A 17,879-nucleotide genomic window follows, 5' to 3' on the forward strand; every position below is an offset into this window, starting at 1 on the left:
GCTATTCATAGTTGGCGTCCAAATCGGACGCCCCCACATTCATTCTCCGGAGAGCGACTGCCCTCTCCAAACTGGCTTTCATACCGGATCGCTACGTTTAAGCGCGCCAGTCCGCTACGTCGAGTCGCGCCAAGGTGGCAGAGTCCGGCCTAACGCAGCGGCCTGCAGAGCCGCCCACCGCCGGTTCAAATCCGGCCCTTGGCTTTTTCACGGATACGGTTTCATTCGTCCGGCTGTTCGGGCGTCTCGCGGAGGATCTCCCGCAGACCGGTGAGCGGTGTGCCGGTCTTGCTTCCGTGGCGCGTGACTTCGAACTCGCGGAGGTGCGTTGGGAGTCGCTGGTTCGTTTCTTGAGGACGCCGACGACCTTCCGCAACTCGCCGTCCATCTTGATGTAGCGGAGACGGACGATGTTGTCAGCCAAGTAGCTGATATCTCCTTCGGTCGCTCGGGGTCATCGTCGGTGACCGCGCTCGATCCAGGAGTGAGATCGAGGCCGGCGATTCCGTCGATGTCGAGACCGATGGCGGCGGCGTTCCGTCGGATGTCGGTTTCCGTCTCTTCCAGCGCGACGAAGAGGCACTCCTCGTCCTGCTCGATGCCGTCGACGAGATACACGGGTGCGAGGAGCGATTTCCCCGCCCCGGGTTGCCCATGGAGCATGTCGCTCTGCTTGGAGATGAGGCCACCGCCGAGGACCTCGTCGAGACCCGCCACTCCGGTACTCATGCGGTCGTCGCTGTCGTCGCTCATTCGTCCCCCGTGTAGGGGCGACCCGAATAGCTCTTATTCCGACTTGGCCGCGTTCAGGTGCATCGTGACGGTCGGGTACTGGTGGGCCGTCTCGACGCCAAACTCGCCGCTCGACTGCTCGACCGCCCACCGGAGCAACCAGGGTTCGAGTCGGTCGAGGTGTTCGAGCGGCGTCTCGGTGTCCCGTGCGACGATCTCGATATCGTGGCGACTCAGCACGTCGCTCCGGTCGGTCACGGTGAGACGGACGCGATCGTTCTGCTCGTGGATCGCAATGTCGAGTTTCACTGTCGCGTCGTCCTCGAAGAGCGAGAAGAACCCGCGGAGGGCGGCGCGTAGCGACGGGTGACTGGTAATGACGGCGTGTTCCGGGAGATCCGTGGCGATGTCGGAGTTCGGGACGTGTTTCCGGAGTGCGTCGACTTCGCTTCTGACGAGGGGAATGACGTCGAACACTTCGTCCTCGGCCTCCCCGTCAGCGACGAGGGTATCGAACTCGTACATCTGTGTCCCGATTTGGAGGAGCTCGTCCGCCGCGCGGCGGATCTTCTCTGCGTCTTCGGGTGCGCTCTCGCCGGTCTCGATACGCTCCGCATAGCCGCGGATGACGGTCATTTTGTTCCGGAAGTTGTGGCGGAGGACGCGATTGAGGACGGAGAGGCGGAGCTCGCGGCGTTTGCGCTGTGTCACGTCCTGTTGGAACCCGAGATAGTGCGTGATGTCGCCGTCGTCGTCACGTATGGGGACGACGTCGAGTTGATTCCAGAATGGCGTCCCGTCCTTCCGGTAGTTGAGGATCTCGATGGAGACGTGTTCGCCGCGCTCAATCCCCTTACGCAGCGTCGTGACGGCCGCCTCGTCGGTGTTCCGTCCCTGGAGAAACCGGCAGTTTCGTCCGACCACCTCGTCGGTTTCGTATCCCGTGATCCGCTGGAAGGCGTCGTTCGCGTAGATGATGGGCATATCGTCCGCCTCGGCATCCGCGATGGTGATCCCCTGTGAGGCGGCCTCAATTCCCCGTTGGAAGAGTCGAAGGCGCTGTTCGCGTTCGGCGAGGGTGAGCGACGCCCGTCGCGTCCGGAGGTGGTTCTCGATGCGCCGATGGAGTTCATCTCGACCAACCGGGAGTGAGACGACGTCGTCCACACTGTCCGCGTGCCACGTGTCTTGGCGGTCGTGTGTCGTCAGTAGGACGTGTGGCAGATAGATCGGCTTGGCGTCGGTTGTCCGCTCGCTGACGGCATCATGCCACGCGTTGGACGTGTCGTCGTCGAGAAGGCAGAGGTCGTAGTCGGCCGGGAGATCGTCCGTGTCGGTCGCGGTGACAACGGTGTAGTCGGTGGCGGTTCCGAACCACTCCGCGAGCAGTTCGCGATCGCGGCCCGGCGACATGAAGAGGACCACCCGTTCGGCCCCCTTGGTGTCGTCGAACACCCGCTCCCCCACCTCGTCCATGCCCCTCCTTCGGCGTCCTGATACTTCCATCTGTGGCACGTTTCGTGCGCCCGGATGCAGCACATTTCGAGGTGGAGACCCCGACGGGAGCCGTTCAAAAGGCGCTTCGCGTCGTTCGTGACGTCGTCAGGACGCGGAGCGTTCTGACCGCACGCGGGAACGCGTTACTTCCCCGCTATGACGAGAGAGATCACGCGCTCTCGGACCACGGCGAGGGAGTCGGGAGGGGTAGTTCAAACCCCGCTGACCGTTTCGCGATAGGACCGCACGGAATCGAGCGCGTCGTCGACGGCCGCCGTCACGCCCTCGTCGTCCGTGTCCGACGCGATGTCTTGGAGCGCGTGCGTGTGTCGGGCGAGGCGACCGTGATCGGGCCCTCGCTCTTGCTCGGCGAGCGATCCGAGCGCGTCAGCTTGCGTGGCGAGTCGGTCGCGCAGGTCGTCGTCGTCACAGTCGTCCGCGGCGGCGGCGAGCGTTTCGCTCGCGTTTCGGAGTTCCTCGATCACCATAACGTACCAGTCATCGAACGGCCGCCTAAGCGTTTCGACGCGTCCTCGGCACGCCACTTACGTAGCTACGCCGCCAAACACGTCTAATGAGTGACGCCGTCCCGCTGCAACCGGATCGCCCGGACGCCGAACGGGAGTTTCGCGTCGACGCGCCGTTCGACCCGGCGGGGGATCAACCGGACGCGATCGAGGCGCTCGCCTCGGGCTTCGAGGCGGGGATGGACGCCCAGACGCTCCTCGGCGTGACGGGTTCGGGGAAGACGAACACGGTCTCGTGGGTCATCGAGGAGGTCCAAGAGCCGACGCTCGTCATCGCGCACAACAAGACGCTCGCGGCGCAGCTCTACGATGAGCTGAAGAACCTCTTTCCTAACAACGCCGTCGAGTATTTCGTCTCCTACTACGACTACTACCAGCCCGAGGCGTACGTCGAGCAGACGGACACGTACATCGACAAGGACGCCTCGGTCAACGAGGAGATCGACCGGCTGCGCCACTCGGCGACGCGCTCGCTGCTGACGCGTGATGACGTGATCGTCGTCGCGTCTGTCTCGGCGATCTACGGGCTCGGCGACCCGTCGAACTACGTCGACATGTCGCTCTCCGTCGAGCGCGGGGAGACCTTGGATCGCGACGAACTGCTCGCGCGGCTCGTCGATCTGAACTACGAGCGCAACGACGTGGACTTCACGCAGGGCACCTTTCGCGTCCGGGGCGACACCGTCGAGGTGTACCCGATGTACGGGCGCTACGCTGTCCGCGTGGAGTTCTGGGGCGACGAGGTCGATCGCCTGACGAAGCTCGATCCGCTTGAGGGCGAGGTGGTCTCCGAGGAGCCCGCAGTGCTCTTCCACCCGGCGGAACACTACTCGATCCCCGAGAAGCGACTGGAGGACGCGATGGCGCGGATCGAGGCGGACATGGAGGAGCGTGTCGGCCAGTTCGAACGCGAGGGCGACCTGCTGGCCGCCCAGCGCATCGAGGAGCGCACGACGTTCGATCTCGAGATGCTCCAGGAGGCCGGCTACTGCTCCGGGATCGAAAACTACACGCTTTACTTCTCCGATCGGGAGCGCGGGGATGCACCCTACACCCTCCTCGATTACTTCCCGGACGACTTCCTCACGGTCATCGACGAGTCCCACCGTACCGTCCCGCAGATCAAGGGCCAGCTCGCGGGTGATAAAGCCCGCAAGGAGAGCCTCGTCGACAACGGCTTTCGCCTCCCGACGGCGTACGCGAATCGTCCCCTGAGCTTCGAGGAGTTCGAGGAGAAAACGGACAGGACGCTGTACGTCTCCGCGACGCCGGGCGACTACGAGCGCGAAGTCTCGGGGCGCATCGCGGAGCAGGTCGTCCGCCCGACGCATCTCGTCGACCCCGAAATCGAGGTGTCGCCCGCGGACGGGCAGATCGACGACCTGCTCGCGCGCGTCCGCGAGCGTGCCGAGCGCGACGAGCGGACGCTCGTGACGACGCTCACGAAGCGGATGGCTGAGGATCTCACCGAATACCTTGAGGAAGCCGGCGTCGCCGTCGAGTACATGCACGACGAGACGGACACCCTGGAGCGCCACGAACTCATCCGCGGTCTCCGCCTCGGCGAGTTCGACGTCCTCGTCGGCATCAACCTCCTTCGCGAGGGCCTGGACATCCCCGAGGTGTCCCTGGTCGCGATCCTCGACGCCGACCAGCAGGGGTTCCTTCGCTCGCGGACGAGCCTCATCCAGACGATGGGGCGCGCGGCGCGCAACGTGAACGGGAAAGCCGTGCTCTACGCGGACGAGACGACGGACGCGATGACCGAGGCCATCGAGGAGACCGAGCGCCGCCGCGAGATTCAGCAGGCGTTCAACGAGGAGCACGGCGTCGACCCACAGACGATCCAGAAGGAGGTCTCCGAGACGAACCTTCCCGGCACGAAGACCGACACCGGCGACGCGACGAGTGGCGAGACGCCGGCAGATGCCGAGGCTGCCGCCGAACGCGTCGCCGAGCTCGAAACGCGGATGGAGGAGGCCGCCTCGAACCTCGAGTTCGAACTCGCCGCTGACATCCGTGATCGTATCACCAACCTTCGCGAGGAACATGACCTCGACGCCGATGACGACGGGATCGCGCCCGAACCGGACGCGGACTGGTAGCTACTCGACTTCGATCTCGACTGCGTCGGCGTCCGCGGGCGTCTCGATCACGTCGTCCAGATCGAGTTCGACGAGGTCGACGGCGTTCGATGTGAGTGCGCTGTTCTCGCTCCCGTCGCCGAGCTGCCGGCCGTAGCGCCCGACGAGCGACGTGAGTTCCTGTGGGACGACGTACGTCGTCGCCGCGCCGCGCCCGATACGCTCGATCGCGTCGTATCCCCGATCGATCAGCGCGCGCTCGCCCATCGCTTCGGCGGCGCGGGCACGGAGGATCGTCGCGGCGGCGTCACCCTGCGCTTCGAGGACGCTCGCACGCTTCGTGCCCTCCGCACGTAACACCGCGGCCCGCTGCTCGCCGAGGGCGCGCTCGACAGCCGCCCCCCGTGCTCCCTGTGCTTCGAGGATGGCGGCGCGGCGGTGGCGTTCGGCGGCGCTCTGTCGCTCCATCGCGCTCACGACGCCCTCGCTCGGTATGACGCGTTTCACTTCGACGGCCTCGACGGCGACGCCCCACCCGGCGACCGTCTCGTCGAGCTGCTCGTGGATCCGCTCGTTCATCGCCGTTCGCTCGCTGAGCGTCGCATCGAGCTCCATGTTGCCGATGGTCGCGCGCAGCGACGTCTGCGCGAGATACGCGACGGCGTCGCGATAGCCGTCGATTTCGAGGAACGTCTTCTCGGCGTCGACGACGTTGAGGTAGACGACGGCGCTCGCGCGGACCGGCGAGTTGTCGCGCGTGATGGCCTCCTGCGTCGGTACCTCGATAGTCTGCGTGCGCGTGTCGAAGGCGTGCGTCTCGGTGACGAACGGGATGACGAGATTGAGGCCTGGGCCGAGAATACCCTGATAGGCCCCGAAGACGGTGTACGGGCGGCGCTCGTATGCCTGTACGATCTCGACGCTCTCGACGCCGAGGACGACGAGCGCGCTCAGGGCGAGGACGGTGAGGACCGCCCCCGTTCCGACGCTGGCGGCGACGAGGAGCGCGGCGAGCGTGAGGACACCGACGACGAGGTGCCAGCGTCGCACGCGAGCGCTCGCGCGCCCGAGCGTGCGGAAGAACCGCCGTGTCGCGTCGTCCCCGGACATACGTGAACCATCCCGCCGGGCATCCTTAGCCGTTGCCCCGCCTCGTTCCCAGCCGCTTAGAGCCGCCGATCGAGGCGCTCGCCGAGCGCGGGCCCGACGCCATCGACGTCCCGCAGCTCGGCGACGCTCGCCGCCCGGACGCCCTCGGCGCTCCCGAACCGCCGGAGGAGGCGTTTCCGCGTCTCGGGACCGATCCCCGCCACCTCGTCGAGTGCGGTGTCGACGCTGTCACGGAGGCTCTGGTGATACTGGACGGCGAAGCGATGGGCCTCGTCGCGGACGCGCTGGAGGACGTGTAGCTGCGGGGCGTCCGCGTCCCAGTCGTGCGTGCCGTTCGGCGTGATCACGACCTCCTCGCGCTTGGCGAGCGCCACCGCGGGGACGTCCCAGTCTGCGTCGTCGATGGCGTCCAGCGCCGCATCCAACTGCCCGCGCCCACCATCGACGAGCAGGAGGTCGGGATTGGGCCGGTCGTCCCGGCCCGCGACGGCGCGCCGAGCACGCCACGAGACGAGTCGGTACATGTTCGCGTAGTCGTCGTTCTCCTCCGCGAGCTTCTTCCGGCGGTAGTCGCCCTTCTCGGCGCTCCCCTCGACGAACGTCACGTCGCTCCCGACGACGGCCTTCCCCTGCGCGTGGCTGACGTCGACACCCTCGATCCGCACCGGCCGCCGATCGAGGCCGAGGGCGTCGCGAAGCGCCGAGAGCTCGTCCCGGCCGCCCGCGCGCCGGTGGGCGTTCTTCAGCGCGAGGTCGACGAGCTTCGCCTCGCGGCCCGCCCCCGGCACGCGCATGGCGACGCCCTCGGCGTCGAGCCACGCCGAGAGGTCGTTGTCGCCCGGATCCTCCGGGAGGAGCAGGGCGTCCGGAAGCGTCCGCTCGGCGTAATACTGGGGGATGAACGCTGCGAGCACGTCCGCGACGCGCTCCTCTCCTTCGGGTGCGGTGAGGGTGTGTTGCTCGCGATCGACGAGCTGGCCGCCCTCGCTGTGGAGGCGCGCGACGGTCGCCGTGTCGCCTTCCACGACGACCCCGAGGACGTCGACGTGACGCTCACCGCCCCGTGCGGCGACGGCCTCCCCGCCGCCGCCGTGGAACGCACGGACGGCCTCGAGGCGGTCGCGGAGATTCGCGGCGCGCTCGAACTCCTGGGCCTGCGCGGCCCGCTCCATCTCGCGTTCGATCGGATCGGCGAGCGCGCCGGTCTCGCCCTCGAAGAACCGCTTGGCCGCCGCAACGTCCTCCGCGTACGCCGCGGCGTCGATCTCATCCGTACACGGCGCGGAGCAGAGCCCGATGTCGTGATCGAGGCAGGGCCGCTCCCGGCCCGCGAACTTGTGGTCCGAACACCCCCGTAGGCCGTACGTCTCGCGGATCGCTTTCACGACCGTCTCGACGCGTCCGTGATCCGTGTAGGGGCCGTACACCGCCGGCAGACTCACGGCGTCCCCGTTCGCCCGTCCCGTGGTACGCTGTGCCTCGCTCCCCCCGTCGGGGTCGCGCGTCACCTCGATCCGTGGGAACGCGTGGGCCGTGAACTGGACGAGCGGGTAGGATTTGTCGTCCTTCAGTCGGACGTTGTACTTCGGCTGGTGGCGCTTGATCAGGTTCGCCTCCAGGAGGAGGGCCTGGGTCTCCGTGTCCGTCACCGCGAAACCGAGCGTTTCGGCGCGCTCGACCATCCGCGCGATCCGCGCCGAGCGGGGATCCGCGTACGAACGCACCCGCGCGCGCAGGTCGACGGCTTTTCCGACGTAGAGCGTCGTGCCGTCGTCGCGCTGGAACTGGTAGACGCCGGGCTCCGTCGGGAGGGAGCCTGCGGCTTCGCGCACCGCCTCGTCGTCCATCACCCCGTGCTAGCGCCCGCGGGCGTTTGAACGTCGCGCTCGTCGACCCACAGAGCCAAACGCGCCCGGCCCCACGGACGACGTATGAGCGACGACGAGGACGTCCGCGTCTGGTTCGTCGGCCGCGAGTACACCGACAAGGGGATGCTCACGGTCCGCTACGCGACGCCGGACGGCGAACGCCGCTTCGAGAAACAACAGTCGCTGAACGCTCCCGACCCGACCGCCGCCCGCGACGTCGACCCTGCGAAACTCGTGCCGGTCGCGGACGACGACGTCGCCGACCGGTACCGAACCGAGGTCGAGCGTGTCCGCGAGTCGAACGCCCCGGGTGATCCGGTCTGACGGTGGCGGACGACGTTGACCCGGTGTACGCGACGCGCGCGCTCGTCGAGGCGCTCTGCGAACTCGCCACCGACGCCGAGCCGGACACGCTCTCCGTCGTACTCACCGTACGGCCCGCCGGCGACCTCGATGCCGACGACGGGCCCGGCACGCCACTCGCCGACGTCCCGGCTGACACGCCGGTCTTCGCCGAGTTCTATCTCCCGGACGCCGGCAGCGCGCTCACCGCGGTCTTCGGCGTCGACCTCGCTACGCCGTCCGGACGGACCCGCGGGCGGTTCCTCTCCCATCCGGACGGCGACCCGGACCCGTCGGTGACGGACGATCTCGCGGCCCGACTGCTCGTCGCCGTCCCGCCCTGGTCCGCGGACGACGTCCGCGCCTACGACCGTCGTGGCCGGCGCGACCTCGTCCTCCTCGCCGCGAGCGCGCCCGAGGAGACGATCTGAGTCACGCTCGCGTAAAATTGCCACGGCCCGCAGCACGTCGCGGAGCGGCCGGTTCCGCGCTACTCCTCGAGTCCGAGCAGGTCGTCGACGAGCGCTTCGGGGTCGAAGCGTTGCAGGTCGTCGTACCCCTGGCCGGTTCCGAGGAAGAGGATCGGTTTCCCGGTGACGTACGCGACGGAGATGGCGGCACCGCCCTGCGAGTCGGCGTCCGCCTTCGTCAGGATCGCGCCGTCGATCTCCGCAGCGTCGTCGAACTCGCGCGCGCGGTTGACCGCGTCCTGCCCGGCGACGGCCTCGTCGACGAAGAGCGTCATGTCCGGATCGACGACGCGGTCGATCTTCGCGAGCTGCTCCATCAGGTCATCGGAGGTGTGGAGCCGTCCCGCGGTGTCGCCGAGGACGACGTCGATGTCGTTCGCCTCCGCGTATTCGACGCCGTCGTAGATGACGGCCGCCGGGTCGCCGCCCTGCTCGTGCGCGATGAGTTTCGTGTCGAGGGTTTCGGCGTGCTCGCGCACCTGCTCGTTCGCGCCGGCGCGATACGTGTCGCCGTTCGCGATGACCGAGGAGAACCCCCGGTCGTCGAGGTATTTCGAGAGCTTCGCGATGCTCGTCGTCTTCCCGACGCCGTTGATGCCGGTGAAGACGATGACGAGCGGTTTGTCGGCCTCGGCAACGCGCTCGTCGAAGTCGAACTGCCCGACGCCGATGACGGAGAGCAGCGCGTCGCGCAGCGCCTCGTCTACGAGATCGCCCGTCGACTCCGTGAACTTGCGCTCCTGGCCGACGAGTTCCGCGCGGATCTGATCGAGGATCGCCTCCGCGACGCTCATTTCGACGTCGCTCTCGAGGAGCGCCATCTCGAGTTCCCAGAGCGGGTCCTCTAGATCCTCCTCCTCGATGACGACCCGCCCGCGCACCGCGGATTTAGCCTTCTTCGCGAAGCCGAAGCCCGATGAGGACTCGTCGCTCTCGTCCGCCGGCTCGGTCTCCGCTTCGGGTTCCGTCCCTTCTTCGGGCTCGGCTCCCTCGTCCGATTCCGCCCCCGCCGAGGTAGCCGCCTCGTCCGTCCGCTCGGATTCCGGCTCGGTCGGCGGCTCCGTCGCCGGTTCGCTCGCCGTCGATGCGGACGGTTCGGGCTCCGCTGTCGACTCGCTCGTCGTCGCCGCCTCGGCCGCTGCGGACGCGTCGCTCGTCGGTTCGTCCTCAGGTTCGCCCGCGGGTTCCGCAGCCTGTGGCTCCGTCGCCGACTCGTCGGTCGTCTGCCCGCCAGCCGTCGCGTCGGCCGGCTCCGCGACGTCAGCGCCCGACTCGGTGTCGGCCGCCGTCTCTTCGGTCGGTTCCGCAGTCTCGGCCTCGTCCTCGGCTTCGACCGCCTCGGCGTTCTCCTCCGCGACTTCCTCGGCGTCCTTGCGGAACCGACCGAGCTTCTCCTTCAGCCCGTCGAACATGTGGTGTTACTCGCCGTCGCCCTGCTGGCCCTGCTGTTGTTGCATCTGCTGTTGCATCATCTGTTGTTGGGCCTGCTGGGCCTGCTGTTCGAGCTGCGCGCTCTCCTCTTCGACCTCCGCGATCTCCTCGCGGACGTCCTCGATGCGCTCGTCGAGCGTCTCCTTTTTCGTCTCCAGGCTCTCGACGGCACCCTCCTGGGTGCGCTCGGCCGAGTAGTCGGCACCGATGTCGACGACGACCTCGTCGATGTCCTTGACTTCCGCGCGGACGTACGCGCCGCCACCGACCGGCACCTGCACCGTCGAGCCGGTCTCGATCGTGTTCAGCGCTTCCATGGCCTCGTCGGCCTCACGCTTTTCCTGTTCGAGGGATTCGACCTCCGCCTCAAGTTCGGCCTGCTCCTCTTCGAGGGCCTGAATCTGTTGGGAGAGTTCCTGTAGCTGCTGTCGACCGCCACCGCCGCCTCCGAGACTCATGCGTAAATTCGGGGCCGCGAGCGGGAAGTATCTTAGGATGTTGCGTGTGGGCGTTTCACAGCTCGATGAGACCGGAGAAATGAAAGAAGCCTAGATGTAGCCGAGGGCGTCCTCGATCCGGCCGAGTTCGGGGCCGGTCGTGTCCTCACCAACCACGTAGCCCTGCGTGTTGGCGACGAGGCCGGAGCCGACGAGCGGTGCGCCGTAGTTGATCGTGCCGATGTCGGCGGGGACGCCAAGGACGTCCTCGAGCGCGTCGAGTTCGTCGTCGGTCGTCTTCGGGTGACAGAGGACGCCGTCGTTCGTCGCGACGGCGGCCGTCCCGACGGTTTCGACGTCCGCAATGTGCCCGCGCGTTACGGGGACGTCGAGGGTGTCCCGGACGACCTGCACGGCCTCGCGGTCGAGATCCGGGTGGACGTACGCGCCGGTGTCGTTCGCCAGGACGACGTTGCCGGCGGCGTTGACGCGACCCGGGAGCGCCCCGACGGGCCGGTCTGTCTCCGCGGCGATGCGCTCGCGTTCCCGGTCGCGGACGCGGCCGCTGACGAGGATACCGCTGCCGTTGCCGGCCGCGAGCGATCCGACGGTGCTCGATCCACCGACCCGCGTGCGGATCGCGGGGACTTCCAGCTCCTCTGCGACCGATTCGACGAGGTCGTCGTCGAGGTCGGGCCGGACGAGTACGCAGTGGTCGGTCGCGCGGGCGAACACGCCGACGTACGGTGATCCGGAGAACGAAGCGCGGAGCAAGGTGTAGTTACTCGTCTGCGTGCTCGGCCTCGACGACCGTCTCGCCCTCTTCTTCGAAGCGGGCGGCACGTACGCGAAGCTTCCGCGGCGGGTTCTTGTTCGATCGCGACCAGATGGCCTCGTTGATCGAGGGATCGAGTCGGACCTCCTCCTCGTCGGCGGAGAAGTGTTTCGCGAGGTGTTCGCGAACGAGCGTCGCGGCCCTCCCGGCGCGCTCGTGTTTTGCGACGGCCTGCAGGTCGCGGAGCGGGACGGTAACGATGCGCTCCTCGAAGTCGCTGGCGCTCATCGTTACTCGTCCGTGTCGCTACGCCGCCAGTGGCGGCGCTTGGGGTTTCGCTGCACGTCGCGGTCCGTCTTCATCATGACCCACGCCGGGACGCGGCTGTTCTGGCGCTCCAGCTTCGCCAGCCGCTTCTTCGTGGCCTTGGACTTCTTGCCCATAGTGGTACGAACGTTTCGCCGCCGCAGTTAAAAGAGTGTTCTTCTCGACCGGCCGTACGGGCCTGCCCGACCAGTTAAGGGGCTGTACGCGGACACCCCCACTATGGCCAACGAAGACGCCGAACTGGAGCACGACCTGCTCTCCGAGGAGGCCCGCGAACGCCTGCGAATTATCGCACGCACCGCGCTCGGCGACAGCCTCCGGTCGGTGACGTACTTCACGCACACCGACTACGAGCAGGTCTACCTCCGCTCCGACCTCGAACGCGACGCCGACCTCTCGGCGTTCATCGGCGCGGAGTGGCAGTCCTTCCAGCTCACGCAGGACGCCTACGCGGGCAGCGAGCTCGGCGAATACGACTACACGATTCGCGCGTTCACGAACGGCTATCTCCTCCGCGTCACCACCGATCGCGAGGGCGTGTTCCTCACCACGGACGGGCTGACGATGACGGACGTCGAATCTTGTGCCGCCGCCCTCGAGGAGACACTCGAACACTGGCGCGAGGGGAACCTCGGTCAGAGCGAGAACGCGGACGAGGAGTAGCGTCAGCGCCCGAGCGCGAACCGCTCGCGTGTCTCGTACACGGGCCCCTCGTGCGTCAGCGTGCTCTCCGTCAGTCGCACCTCCGCGACGCGCGCCGTCCCCACCGTCGGCTCGCGCTCCCTGACGAGGCGCTGCACCAACTCCTTCCCGCCGGCGTGTTGCATCCGCGCGAGCGTGACGTGCGGCGTGAACTCCTCGTCCACGGGGTCGAAGCCCGCGGCCACGCACTCGCGTTCGACGGCCTCGTGGAGCGCCGCGAGTTCGACCGCCCCGCCGTCGACGCCGAGCCACAGCACGCTGATGTAGTCGAGGCTCGGGAACACGCCGAGCCCGCCGAACGTCGCATCGAACGGCCCGACGCACGAGGACTCGACGGCGCGCTCGAGCGCCGCGACCGTCTCCTCGTACGCCCCGTCGCTCACGTTGCCGAGGAACTTCAGCGTCACGTGCGCCTGTGCGGGATCGACGAAGTCGAGGCCGTCGGCGTCCGCGAACTCGGCTTGAAGGTCGCGCACCGGGCCGATGAGCTCCTCCGGGAGGTCGACGCTGACGAACAGCCGCATATCGGGCTCTCGTGCGGCGTAGCCCTTAACCCCGCGGGCCGCCAAACGGAACTATGACCGACCGCGAGCCACGCGAGGGCGCGGATCACCGTTTCTCCGAGGGCCAGGGGTTCGACGACCCCTACGAGGGGTTCGACCTCGACCCACCGGAGCTCGACGTCGACCCGACCGAAGTCGATCCCGTCGACGACCGGGTCCTCGTCGACCTCCTCGACGACGCGAACATCGCCGCGGACAAGGTGGACGCCGACTCGCTCATCGACGTCGGGTTGAGCTACATGGGGATCAACCGCTTCGAGGAGGCCGTCGATGCCTTCGAGCGTGCCGCCCGCTTCACTGACGACGAGACGGACGAGCAGGAGGCGCGGGTGAACCAGGGTGTCGCGCACGCCGAACTCGAGGAGTGGGACGCCGCCGCGAGCGCCCACCAGGAGGCCCTCCACGTCGACGAGGACGGCCCGTTCGCCGCCGAGGCACAGACGAACCTCGCGTACGCCCTCTGGGAGTACGGGAAGACCGAGGAGGCATACCAGCACGCCGAGGACGCCGTCCGCAAGGACAAGCGCCTTCCGCACGGCTGGTACAACCTCGGCTTCATCGAGAACGAGCAGGGTCGCTACGAGGCGGCGCTCGACGCCCTCGACAACGCGATCCGCCTCGGCTTCAAGCAGGCCGACGTCTACGAGGAGAAGGCCCGCGCGCTCGACGAACTCGGCCGCGAGGAAGAGGCAACGGACGTCGTCGAGCAGGCCGAGGAGATCCGCGAACGCCAGGAGGAGCGCCTCGTGGAGCAGGAACGCCAGCGCGAATGAGCGTCCATCTCACCGAGCGCCGCACCGATCGGGGCCTCCTCGTCGCCGCCGCCGACAGCGAGACGGTCGGCGAGACGTACGACAACGGCACCGTCTCCGTCACCGTCGAACCGTCGTTCTACGGCGACGCCGACAGCGAGACCGACACCGAGGCCCTCACGGAGAGCCTCGGGCGCGCGAGCGTCGCCAACCTCGTCGGCGACGTCGTCGTCACGACAGCGATTGACGCCGGTTACGTCGCGGAAGCGAACGTCGTCGACCTCGGCGGCGTCCCGCACGCCCAATACCTGCGGATGTAGGCCGCGGGGGCGACGCGCTCACCGCCCGACGCGACCGTCGTCGCCCTCGCGTCCGCCACGCGACGCACCGGTATCGCGTTCTCACCTCCATCGACCGCGTCCACCCATCCGCCTCGTCGTCGACGACGGCAACCGCTCGCGCTTCCGAAGCTACCAAACGTTCTCACGCTCTAGCTACGCTCAATATGGGGACGCAGGAACAGAGCCCGCTCGACGTCGAGGCGCTCCGCGCGGACTTCCCGATCCTGGAGCGCGAGGTCGCCGACGGCGTGCCGCTCGTCTACTTCGACAACGCCGCGACGACCCAGACGCCGACCCGGGTCGTCGACTCGATCACGGACTACTACTACGAGTACAACTCGAACGTCCATCGGGGCATCCATCAGCTGAGCCAGGAGGCCTCGATCGCGTACGAGGAGGCTCACGACCGGATCGCCGAGTTCGTCGGCGCGTCGGGCGAACGCGAGGAGATCGTCTTCACGAAGAACACGACGGAGGCGTTCAACCTCGTCGCCTACGCGTGGGGGCTGAACGAACTCGGCGAGGGCGATACGGTCGTCCTGACGCAGATGGAGCACCACGCCTCGCTCGTTACGTGGCAGCAGATCGCGAAGAAGACGGGCGCGACGGTCGAGTACATCCCCATCGAGGACGACGGGACGCTCGACATGGACGCGGCCGGCGACCTCATCGACGACGACACCGCGATGGTCTCCGTCGTCCACGCCTCGAACGTCCTCGGGACGATCAACCCTGTGCGCGAACTCGCGGAGATGGCCCACGAGCAGGACGCGCTGATCTTCGTCGACGGCGCGCAGGCCGTCCCGAACCGCCCGGTCGACGTCGAGGAAATCGACGCGGACTTCTACGCCTTCTCGGGGCACAAGATGGCCGGCCCGACGGGCATCGGCGCGCTCTACGGCAAACAGCACCTCCTCGAAGCGATGGACCCCTACCTCTACGGGGGCGAGATGATCAAGAAGGTCACCTACGACGACGCGACGTGGAACGACCTCCCGTGGAAGTTCGAGGCGGGCACGCCGAGCATCTCCGAGGGGATCGCGTTCGCCGAGGCCGCCGACTACGTCGATGAGATCGGTCTCGAACGGATCAACGCCCACGAGCAGTACGTTACCGAGTACGCCTACGACGAGCTCTCGACGCTCGACGATGTCGAGATCTACGGTCCGCCCGCGGACGAGCGCGGCGGCCTCGTCGCGTTCAACGTCGAGGGGATCCACGCCCACGACCTCTCCAGCATCCTCAACGACTACGGTGTCGCCGTCCGGGCCGGTGACCACTGCACCCAGCCGCTCCACGACACGCTGGGCGTCCCCGCCAGCATCCGCGCCTCGTTCTACCTCTACAACACCCGCGAGGAAGTCGATACGCTCATCGAGGGGGTCGAGGGCGCGATCGACATCTTCCGCTGAGCAACCGCACGCGGGGCGGCCCCTTCGCGCCCGCCCCCTGCTTTTATACTGCCACACGTATTACGTTGCAGTATGAAGGACGCAGTCACGCGAGCGGTCAACCGTGCGAAGTACGCGGCGATCGGGGCGGCGCTCGGTGCCGGTATCGGCGGTCTGGTCAGTCGGAACGCGGCGAGCACGGGCGGTGCGGTCGGCGCGCTCGCCGGCGCGTTCGTCGGCGAGACGAGCGTCGGCGCGAAGAGCGCCTACGCGAAGCTCACGGATCGCGCCGCCGAGGAGTAACGCCTACTCGTTTTCGACATCGTTCTCCGGACGCGTCGCGTCGTCGAGGTAGCGTTCGCCGACGTACTCCTCGACGAGCAACAGGAGGCTGTATCCGACGGTAGCCCCGAAGCCGACGAGACCGAACACGGCGGCCTCCGGGGCGGACAGCGCGTGTGCGAGCCAGATCGTGGCGAGCGCGCCGAGCAGGTTGCAGAACGTCGCGAAGAGATGCACCATCTCGACGGCCGAGCGGATGTCCCGGCTGTCGCGCTCGACGCTCACGAGGAGGCCGCCGAACCCGTACCATGTGAGCGCTGCGAAGCCCAGAAGCGACCCTGTCACGTAGCCGATGACGTCGAGGTGGCTCGGCACGCCGAACTCCGCGATGAGGAACGCACCCGCACCCCAGATCGTGAGTGTATAGCCGTACGCCCACGACTCGTCGAGGAGCGTTCGCGCGAGGCGGTCCCTGTGGCTCACGTTGCGCCGTGCGGCACGGAACGGGTAAAACGCGACGGTCCATCGTCCCGCACACGCCGCTCGGCGGCCCGGGACGTCGGCATCCATCGCTCCACGAGAACGTCGGCGACGAGGTCGGCGAGGACGCCCGAGAACGCCGGCGACGGAACGTTTTTCCGCCGTACGTCCGTACGTTCGGCCATCATGAGCATGGGATCGGACATGTACCGACAGCAGATCCTCGACCACTACCGGAACCCCCGGAACCACGGGGAACTGGACGACCCGACGTTCAGCCACGAGGGGTTCAACCCCTCCTGTGGCGACGAGATCGAGTTCGACGTCGAACTCGCGGACGACGGCGAGACGGTCGAGAACGTCGCGTTCCACGGCGACGGCTGTGCGATCAGCCAGGCCTCGGCGAGCCTGCTCTCCCAGGAGCTCCCCGGGATGACGCTGGACGAGATCGACGACCTCGATCGCGACGACGTCCTCGAACTCCTCGGCGTCGAGGTGACGCCGATGCGGATCAAATGTGCCGTGCTCGCGGAGAAGGTCGTGCAGGACGGCGCGGACATCTATCGGGGCGAGAAGGACCTCGACGCTACGTCCACCGAGGACGACGAGTGAGAGAGGGGCCGGGGCGACCCGGTACTGTTTACGAATCAATGCGCAGACGGAGACAGCAGATAGCCATCCATCGTGTGCGTCCATCTCTGGGCTGCGACGCGTTACTGGTGATGCGATCAGGCTGATACCGTCAATCTCCGGCTCGAACGCCTGTCTCTTCACCCGGTGTTTTCTGTCAACGACGCTTGGTGCTCCTATATCCGAAACCGTGTCTCAGAGAACGTACTACTCGTATTTGCAATCTTGACTCCGTATCTGCATGTTGTAGTAGTCCGAGTCGTCTGTCGGTGGGCTAGCTTTGATAGTCACATCCTTCGTAGCCTGCGCGCCTATCGACACTCGTTGCGTCGTCGTTCCGCTTGGCGCGTTCGAACTTTCCGTCGGATACCACGCTAACTCGAGCGTCACTGTCCCGGCTATATCACCCTGATTCACCAGTGTCGCACTGTACTCGTTATCGCCGAAGAGATGTGACTGAGATTCTATATCCGACACATGTACGGCGGTACACTGCTTTTGTCGTGTCGTTGAGCTCGGACTACCACCGCCGCTACTCCCCCCACACCCCGCGAGCCCGGAAACCGTTGCGATGGCGATCCCTGATAGCAGCTTCCGCCGACTTGATGTCTTCATGATTTCACCGAACAATCACAGAACACTAAACGTGTTGGTTATTTTATGGCACCTCGGCGCACTCTTGGGCTCGAGGCGGTTGTGCACGTTCTTCCAATCCGCCCTTCTTCTCAGCCGGCGTCTGCTACCGACGCTGGGCGAGCGGCGCGGCGTCCCGGTATCGCTCGGCGTGCTCGACGAGGCTCTCGGCGAACTCCTCGACGCGGCCGTTGAGGTCCGGGTCGATGATCCCCCCACGGTCGTCGAAGGCCCGGTCGACGTCGCCGAGCGCGAGCAGGTCCGTCTCGGCACCCGTGGCCTCGCAGGCGTCGAGGACACGTTCGACCGTGGTTCTGGTGTAACTCCCGTCGCGGCGGCTCCCGGCGATGCCGACGATCGTCGGTCGGTCCATCATGGTCGTCGTTTCGTCCCCGAGCGCCTTACGGCCACTGATCGACCCGCCGCGTGACGGCCGTGGGAGGCCGTTATAGGTCGGTTTTCCTTGTCTCGTCTCGTGGCAGTCGAGTTCGTCCGACCGCAGTCG

The 17,879-nt window shown here is 67.1% G+C and carries 21 protein-coding genes, 1 tRNA gene and 2 pseudogenes; 10 read left to right on the forward strand and 14 right to left on the reverse strand.

What is annotated here, in order from left to right; genetic code table 11:
* Positions 1 to 128 precede the first annotated feature (128 nt).
* A tRNA-Cys gene (locus tag ABDZ36_RS03175) sits at positions 129 to 204 on the forward strand.
* A gap of 17 nt (positions 205 to 221) precedes the next feature.
* On the opposite strand, the pseudogene ABDZ36_RS14865 reads toward ABDZ36_RS03175, so the two are convergent.
* The 4 genes and pseudogenes from ABDZ36_RS14865 to ABDZ36_RS03190 form a co-directional block, all read right to left on the reverse strand.
* Positions 222 to 451: pseudogene (locus ABDZ36_RS14865) on the reverse strand (ATPase domain-containing protein); the annotation flags it as partial.
* Between the two features lie 65 nt (positions 452 to 516).
* Positions 517 to 753: pseudogene (locus ABDZ36_RS14870) on the reverse strand (ATPase domain-containing protein); the annotation flags it as partial.
* 33 nt (positions 754 to 786) lie between these two features.
* Positions 787 to 2,208 (reverse strand): PAS domain-containing protein, encoded by a 1,422-nt coding sequence (locus tag ABDZ36_RS03185; protein WP_211311705.1) that lies wholly within the window; start codon positions 2,206 to 2,208, stop codon positions 787 to 789.
* A 233-nt stretch (positions 2,209 to 2,441) separates the two neighbouring features.
* A complete protein-coding gene (locus ABDZ36_RS03190) occupies positions 2,442 to 2,717 on the reverse strand; it encodes a DUF7553 family protein (protein ID WP_211311704.1) in 276 nt (91 codons plus the stop codon).
* 86 nt (positions 2,718 to 2,803) lie between these two features.
* Between ABDZ36_RS03190 and uvrB the strand changes: the two genes are divergently transcribed.
* Positions 2,804 to 4,861, forward strand: a complete 2,058-nt coding sequence (uvrB, locus tag ABDZ36_RS03195; RefSeq protein WP_211311703.1) for an excinuclease ABC subunit UvrB — start codon at positions 2,804 to 2,806, stop codon at positions 4,859 to 4,861.
* Here the strand turns inward: uvrB and ABDZ36_RS03200 are convergent, their stop codons facing one another.
* Both ABDZ36_RS03200 and ABDZ36_RS03205 read right to left on the reverse strand, forming a co-directional pair.
* Entirely contained in the window at positions 4,862 to 5,950 is a 1,089-nt protein-coding gene (locus tag ABDZ36_RS03200) for an SPFH domain-containing protein (RefSeq protein WP_211311702.1), read from the reverse strand.
* Between the two features lie 56 nt (positions 5,951 to 6,006).
* Positions 6,007 to 7,797 (reverse strand): excinuclease ABC subunit C, encoded by a 1,791-nt coding sequence (locus ABDZ36_RS03205; RefSeq protein ID WP_211311701.1) that lies wholly within the window; start codon positions 7,795 to 7,797, stop codon positions 6,007 to 6,009.
* 84 nt (positions 7,798 to 7,881) lie between these two features.
* Here ABDZ36_RS03205 and ABDZ36_RS03210 point away from each other — a divergent pair, with 84 nt between their 5' ends.
* Together ABDZ36_RS03210 and ABDZ36_RS03215 are read left to right on the forward strand one after the other, a co-directional pair.
* Positions 7,882 to 8,142 (forward strand): DUF7967 family protein, encoded by a 261-nt coding sequence (locus ABDZ36_RS03210; RefSeq protein ID WP_211311700.1) that lies wholly within the window; start codon positions 7,882 to 7,884, stop codon positions 8,140 to 8,142.
* Between the two features lie 2 nt (positions 8,143 to 8,144).
* Positions 8,145 to 8,591, forward strand: a complete 447-nt coding sequence (locus ABDZ36_RS03215) for a JAB/MPN domain protein-containing protein (protein WP_425545300.1) — start codon at positions 8,145 to 8,147, stop codon at positions 8,589 to 8,591.
* 59 nt (positions 8,592 to 8,650) lie between these two features.
* On the opposite strand, the gene ftsY is transcribed toward ABDZ36_RS03215, so the two are convergent.
* From ftsY to ABDZ36_RS03240, 5 genes are all read right to left on the reverse strand, one after another.
* Positions 8,651 to 10,042 (reverse strand): signal recognition particle-docking protein FtsY, encoded by a 1,392-nt coding sequence (gene ftsY / locus ABDZ36_RS03220; protein ID WP_211311699.1) that lies wholly within the window; start codon positions 10,040 to 10,042, stop codon positions 8,651 to 8,653.
* Between the two features lie 6 nt (positions 10,043 to 10,048).
* On the reverse strand, positions 10,049 to 10,519 hold the full coding sequence (gene pfdA, locus ABDZ36_RS03225) for a prefoldin subunit alpha (protein ID WP_211311698.1): 471 nt from the start codon (positions 10,517 to 10,519) through the stop codon (positions 10,049 to 10,051).
* A gap of 90 nt (positions 10,520 to 10,609) precedes the next feature.
* Positions 10,610 to 11,272 carry a translation initiation factor IF-6 gene (locus ABDZ36_RS03230; RefSeq protein ID WP_211311697.1) on the reverse strand — a complete coding sequence of 221 codons (663 nt, stop codon included), beginning with the start codon at positions 11,270 to 11,272 and terminating at the stop codon, positions 10,610 to 10,612.
* A gap of 7 nt (positions 11,273 to 11,279) precedes the next feature.
* Positions 11,280 to 11,561 carry a 50S ribosomal protein L31e gene (locus ABDZ36_RS03235; RefSeq protein WP_211311696.1) on the reverse strand — a complete coding sequence of 94 codons (282 nt, stop codon included), beginning with the start codon at positions 11,559 to 11,561 and terminating at the stop codon, positions 11,280 to 11,282.
* 2 nt (positions 11,562 to 11,563) lie between these two features.
* Positions 11,564 to 11,716, reverse strand: coding sequence for a 50S ribosomal protein L39e (locus ABDZ36_RS03240; protein WP_211311695.1), 153 nt, complete (start codon positions 11,714 to 11,716; stop codon positions 11,564 to 11,566).
* A 103-nt stretch (positions 11,717 to 11,819) separates the two neighbouring features.
* Between ABDZ36_RS03240 and ABDZ36_RS03245 the strand changes: the two genes are divergently transcribed.
* Complete coding sequence (locus tag ABDZ36_RS03245; RefSeq protein WP_211311694.1) at positions 11,820 to 12,263, forward strand: DUF7522 family protein; 444 nt, start codon at positions 11,820 to 11,822, stop codon at positions 12,261 to 12,263.
* Between the two features lie 2 nt (positions 12,264 to 12,265).
* Here the strand turns inward: ABDZ36_RS03245 and thpR are convergent, their stop codons facing one another.
* Positions 12,266 to 12,826: an RNA 2',3'-cyclic phosphodiesterase gene (gene thpR, locus ABDZ36_RS03250; protein ID WP_211311693.1), complete on the reverse strand. Its 561-nt coding sequence runs from the start codon at positions 12,824 to 12,826 to the stop codon at positions 12,266 to 12,268.
* A 53-nt stretch (positions 12,827 to 12,879) separates the two neighbouring features.
* On the opposite strand from thpR, the gene ABDZ36_RS03255 reads away from it, so the two are divergent.
* From ABDZ36_RS03255 to ABDZ36_RS03270, 4 genes are all read left to right on the forward strand, one after another.
* The gene (locus ABDZ36_RS03255; RefSeq protein ID WP_211311692.1) at positions 12,880 to 13,638 is read left to right on the forward strand and encodes a tetratricopeptide repeat protein; all 759 of its coding nucleotides are present in this window, start codon (positions 12,880 to 12,882) and stop codon (positions 13,636 to 13,638) included.
* Entirely contained in the window at positions 13,635 to 13,937 is a 303-nt protein-coding gene (locus ABDZ36_RS03260) for a DUF424 domain-containing protein (protein ID WP_211311691.1), read from the forward strand. Before ABDZ36_RS03255 ends, ABDZ36_RS03260 begins: the two co-directional genes overlap by 4 nt.
* Before the next feature lie 185 nt (positions 13,938 to 14,122).
* Positions 14,123 to 15,370, forward strand: a complete 1,248-nt coding sequence (locus ABDZ36_RS03265) for an aminotransferase class V-fold PLP-dependent enzyme (RefSeq protein WP_211311690.1) — start codon at positions 14,123 to 14,125, stop codon at positions 15,368 to 15,370.
* 72 nt (positions 15,371 to 15,442) lie between these two features.
* On the forward strand, positions 15,443 to 15,652 hold the full coding sequence (locus tag ABDZ36_RS03270; protein ID WP_211311689.1) for a glycine zipper 2TM domain-containing protein: 210 nt from the start codon (positions 15,443 to 15,445) through the stop codon (positions 15,650 to 15,652).
* Positions 15,653 to 15,655: 3 nt separating this feature from the next.
* Here the strand turns inward: ABDZ36_RS03270 and ABDZ36_RS03275 are convergent, their stop codons facing one another.
* Entirely contained in the window at positions 15,656 to 16,114 is a 459-nt protein-coding gene (locus ABDZ36_RS03275; RefSeq protein ID WP_211311688.1) for a hypothetical protein, read from the reverse strand.
* Positions 16,115 to 16,297: 183 nt separating this feature from the next.
* On the opposite strand from ABDZ36_RS03275, the gene ABDZ36_RS03280 reads away from it, so the two are divergent.
* Entirely contained in the window at positions 16,298 to 16,723 is a 426-nt protein-coding gene (locus tag ABDZ36_RS03280) for an iron-sulfur cluster assembly scaffold protein (protein WP_211311687.1), read from the forward strand.
* 757 nt (positions 16,724 to 17,480) lie between these two features.
* Here the strand turns inward: ABDZ36_RS03280 and ABDZ36_RS03285 are convergent.
* Complete coding sequence (locus ABDZ36_RS03285; protein ID WP_211311686.1) at positions 17,481 to 17,747, reverse strand: NADPH-dependent FMN reductase; 267 nt, start codon at positions 17,745 to 17,747, stop codon at positions 17,481 to 17,483.
* Between the last annotated feature and the right edge of the window lie 132 nt (positions 17,748 to 17,879).

The sequence above is a fragment of the Halarchaeum salinum genome (assembly GCF_039520965.1).
GTDB lineage: Archaea > Halobacteriota > Halobacteria > Halobacteriales > Halobacteriaceae > Halarchaeum > Halarchaeum salinum.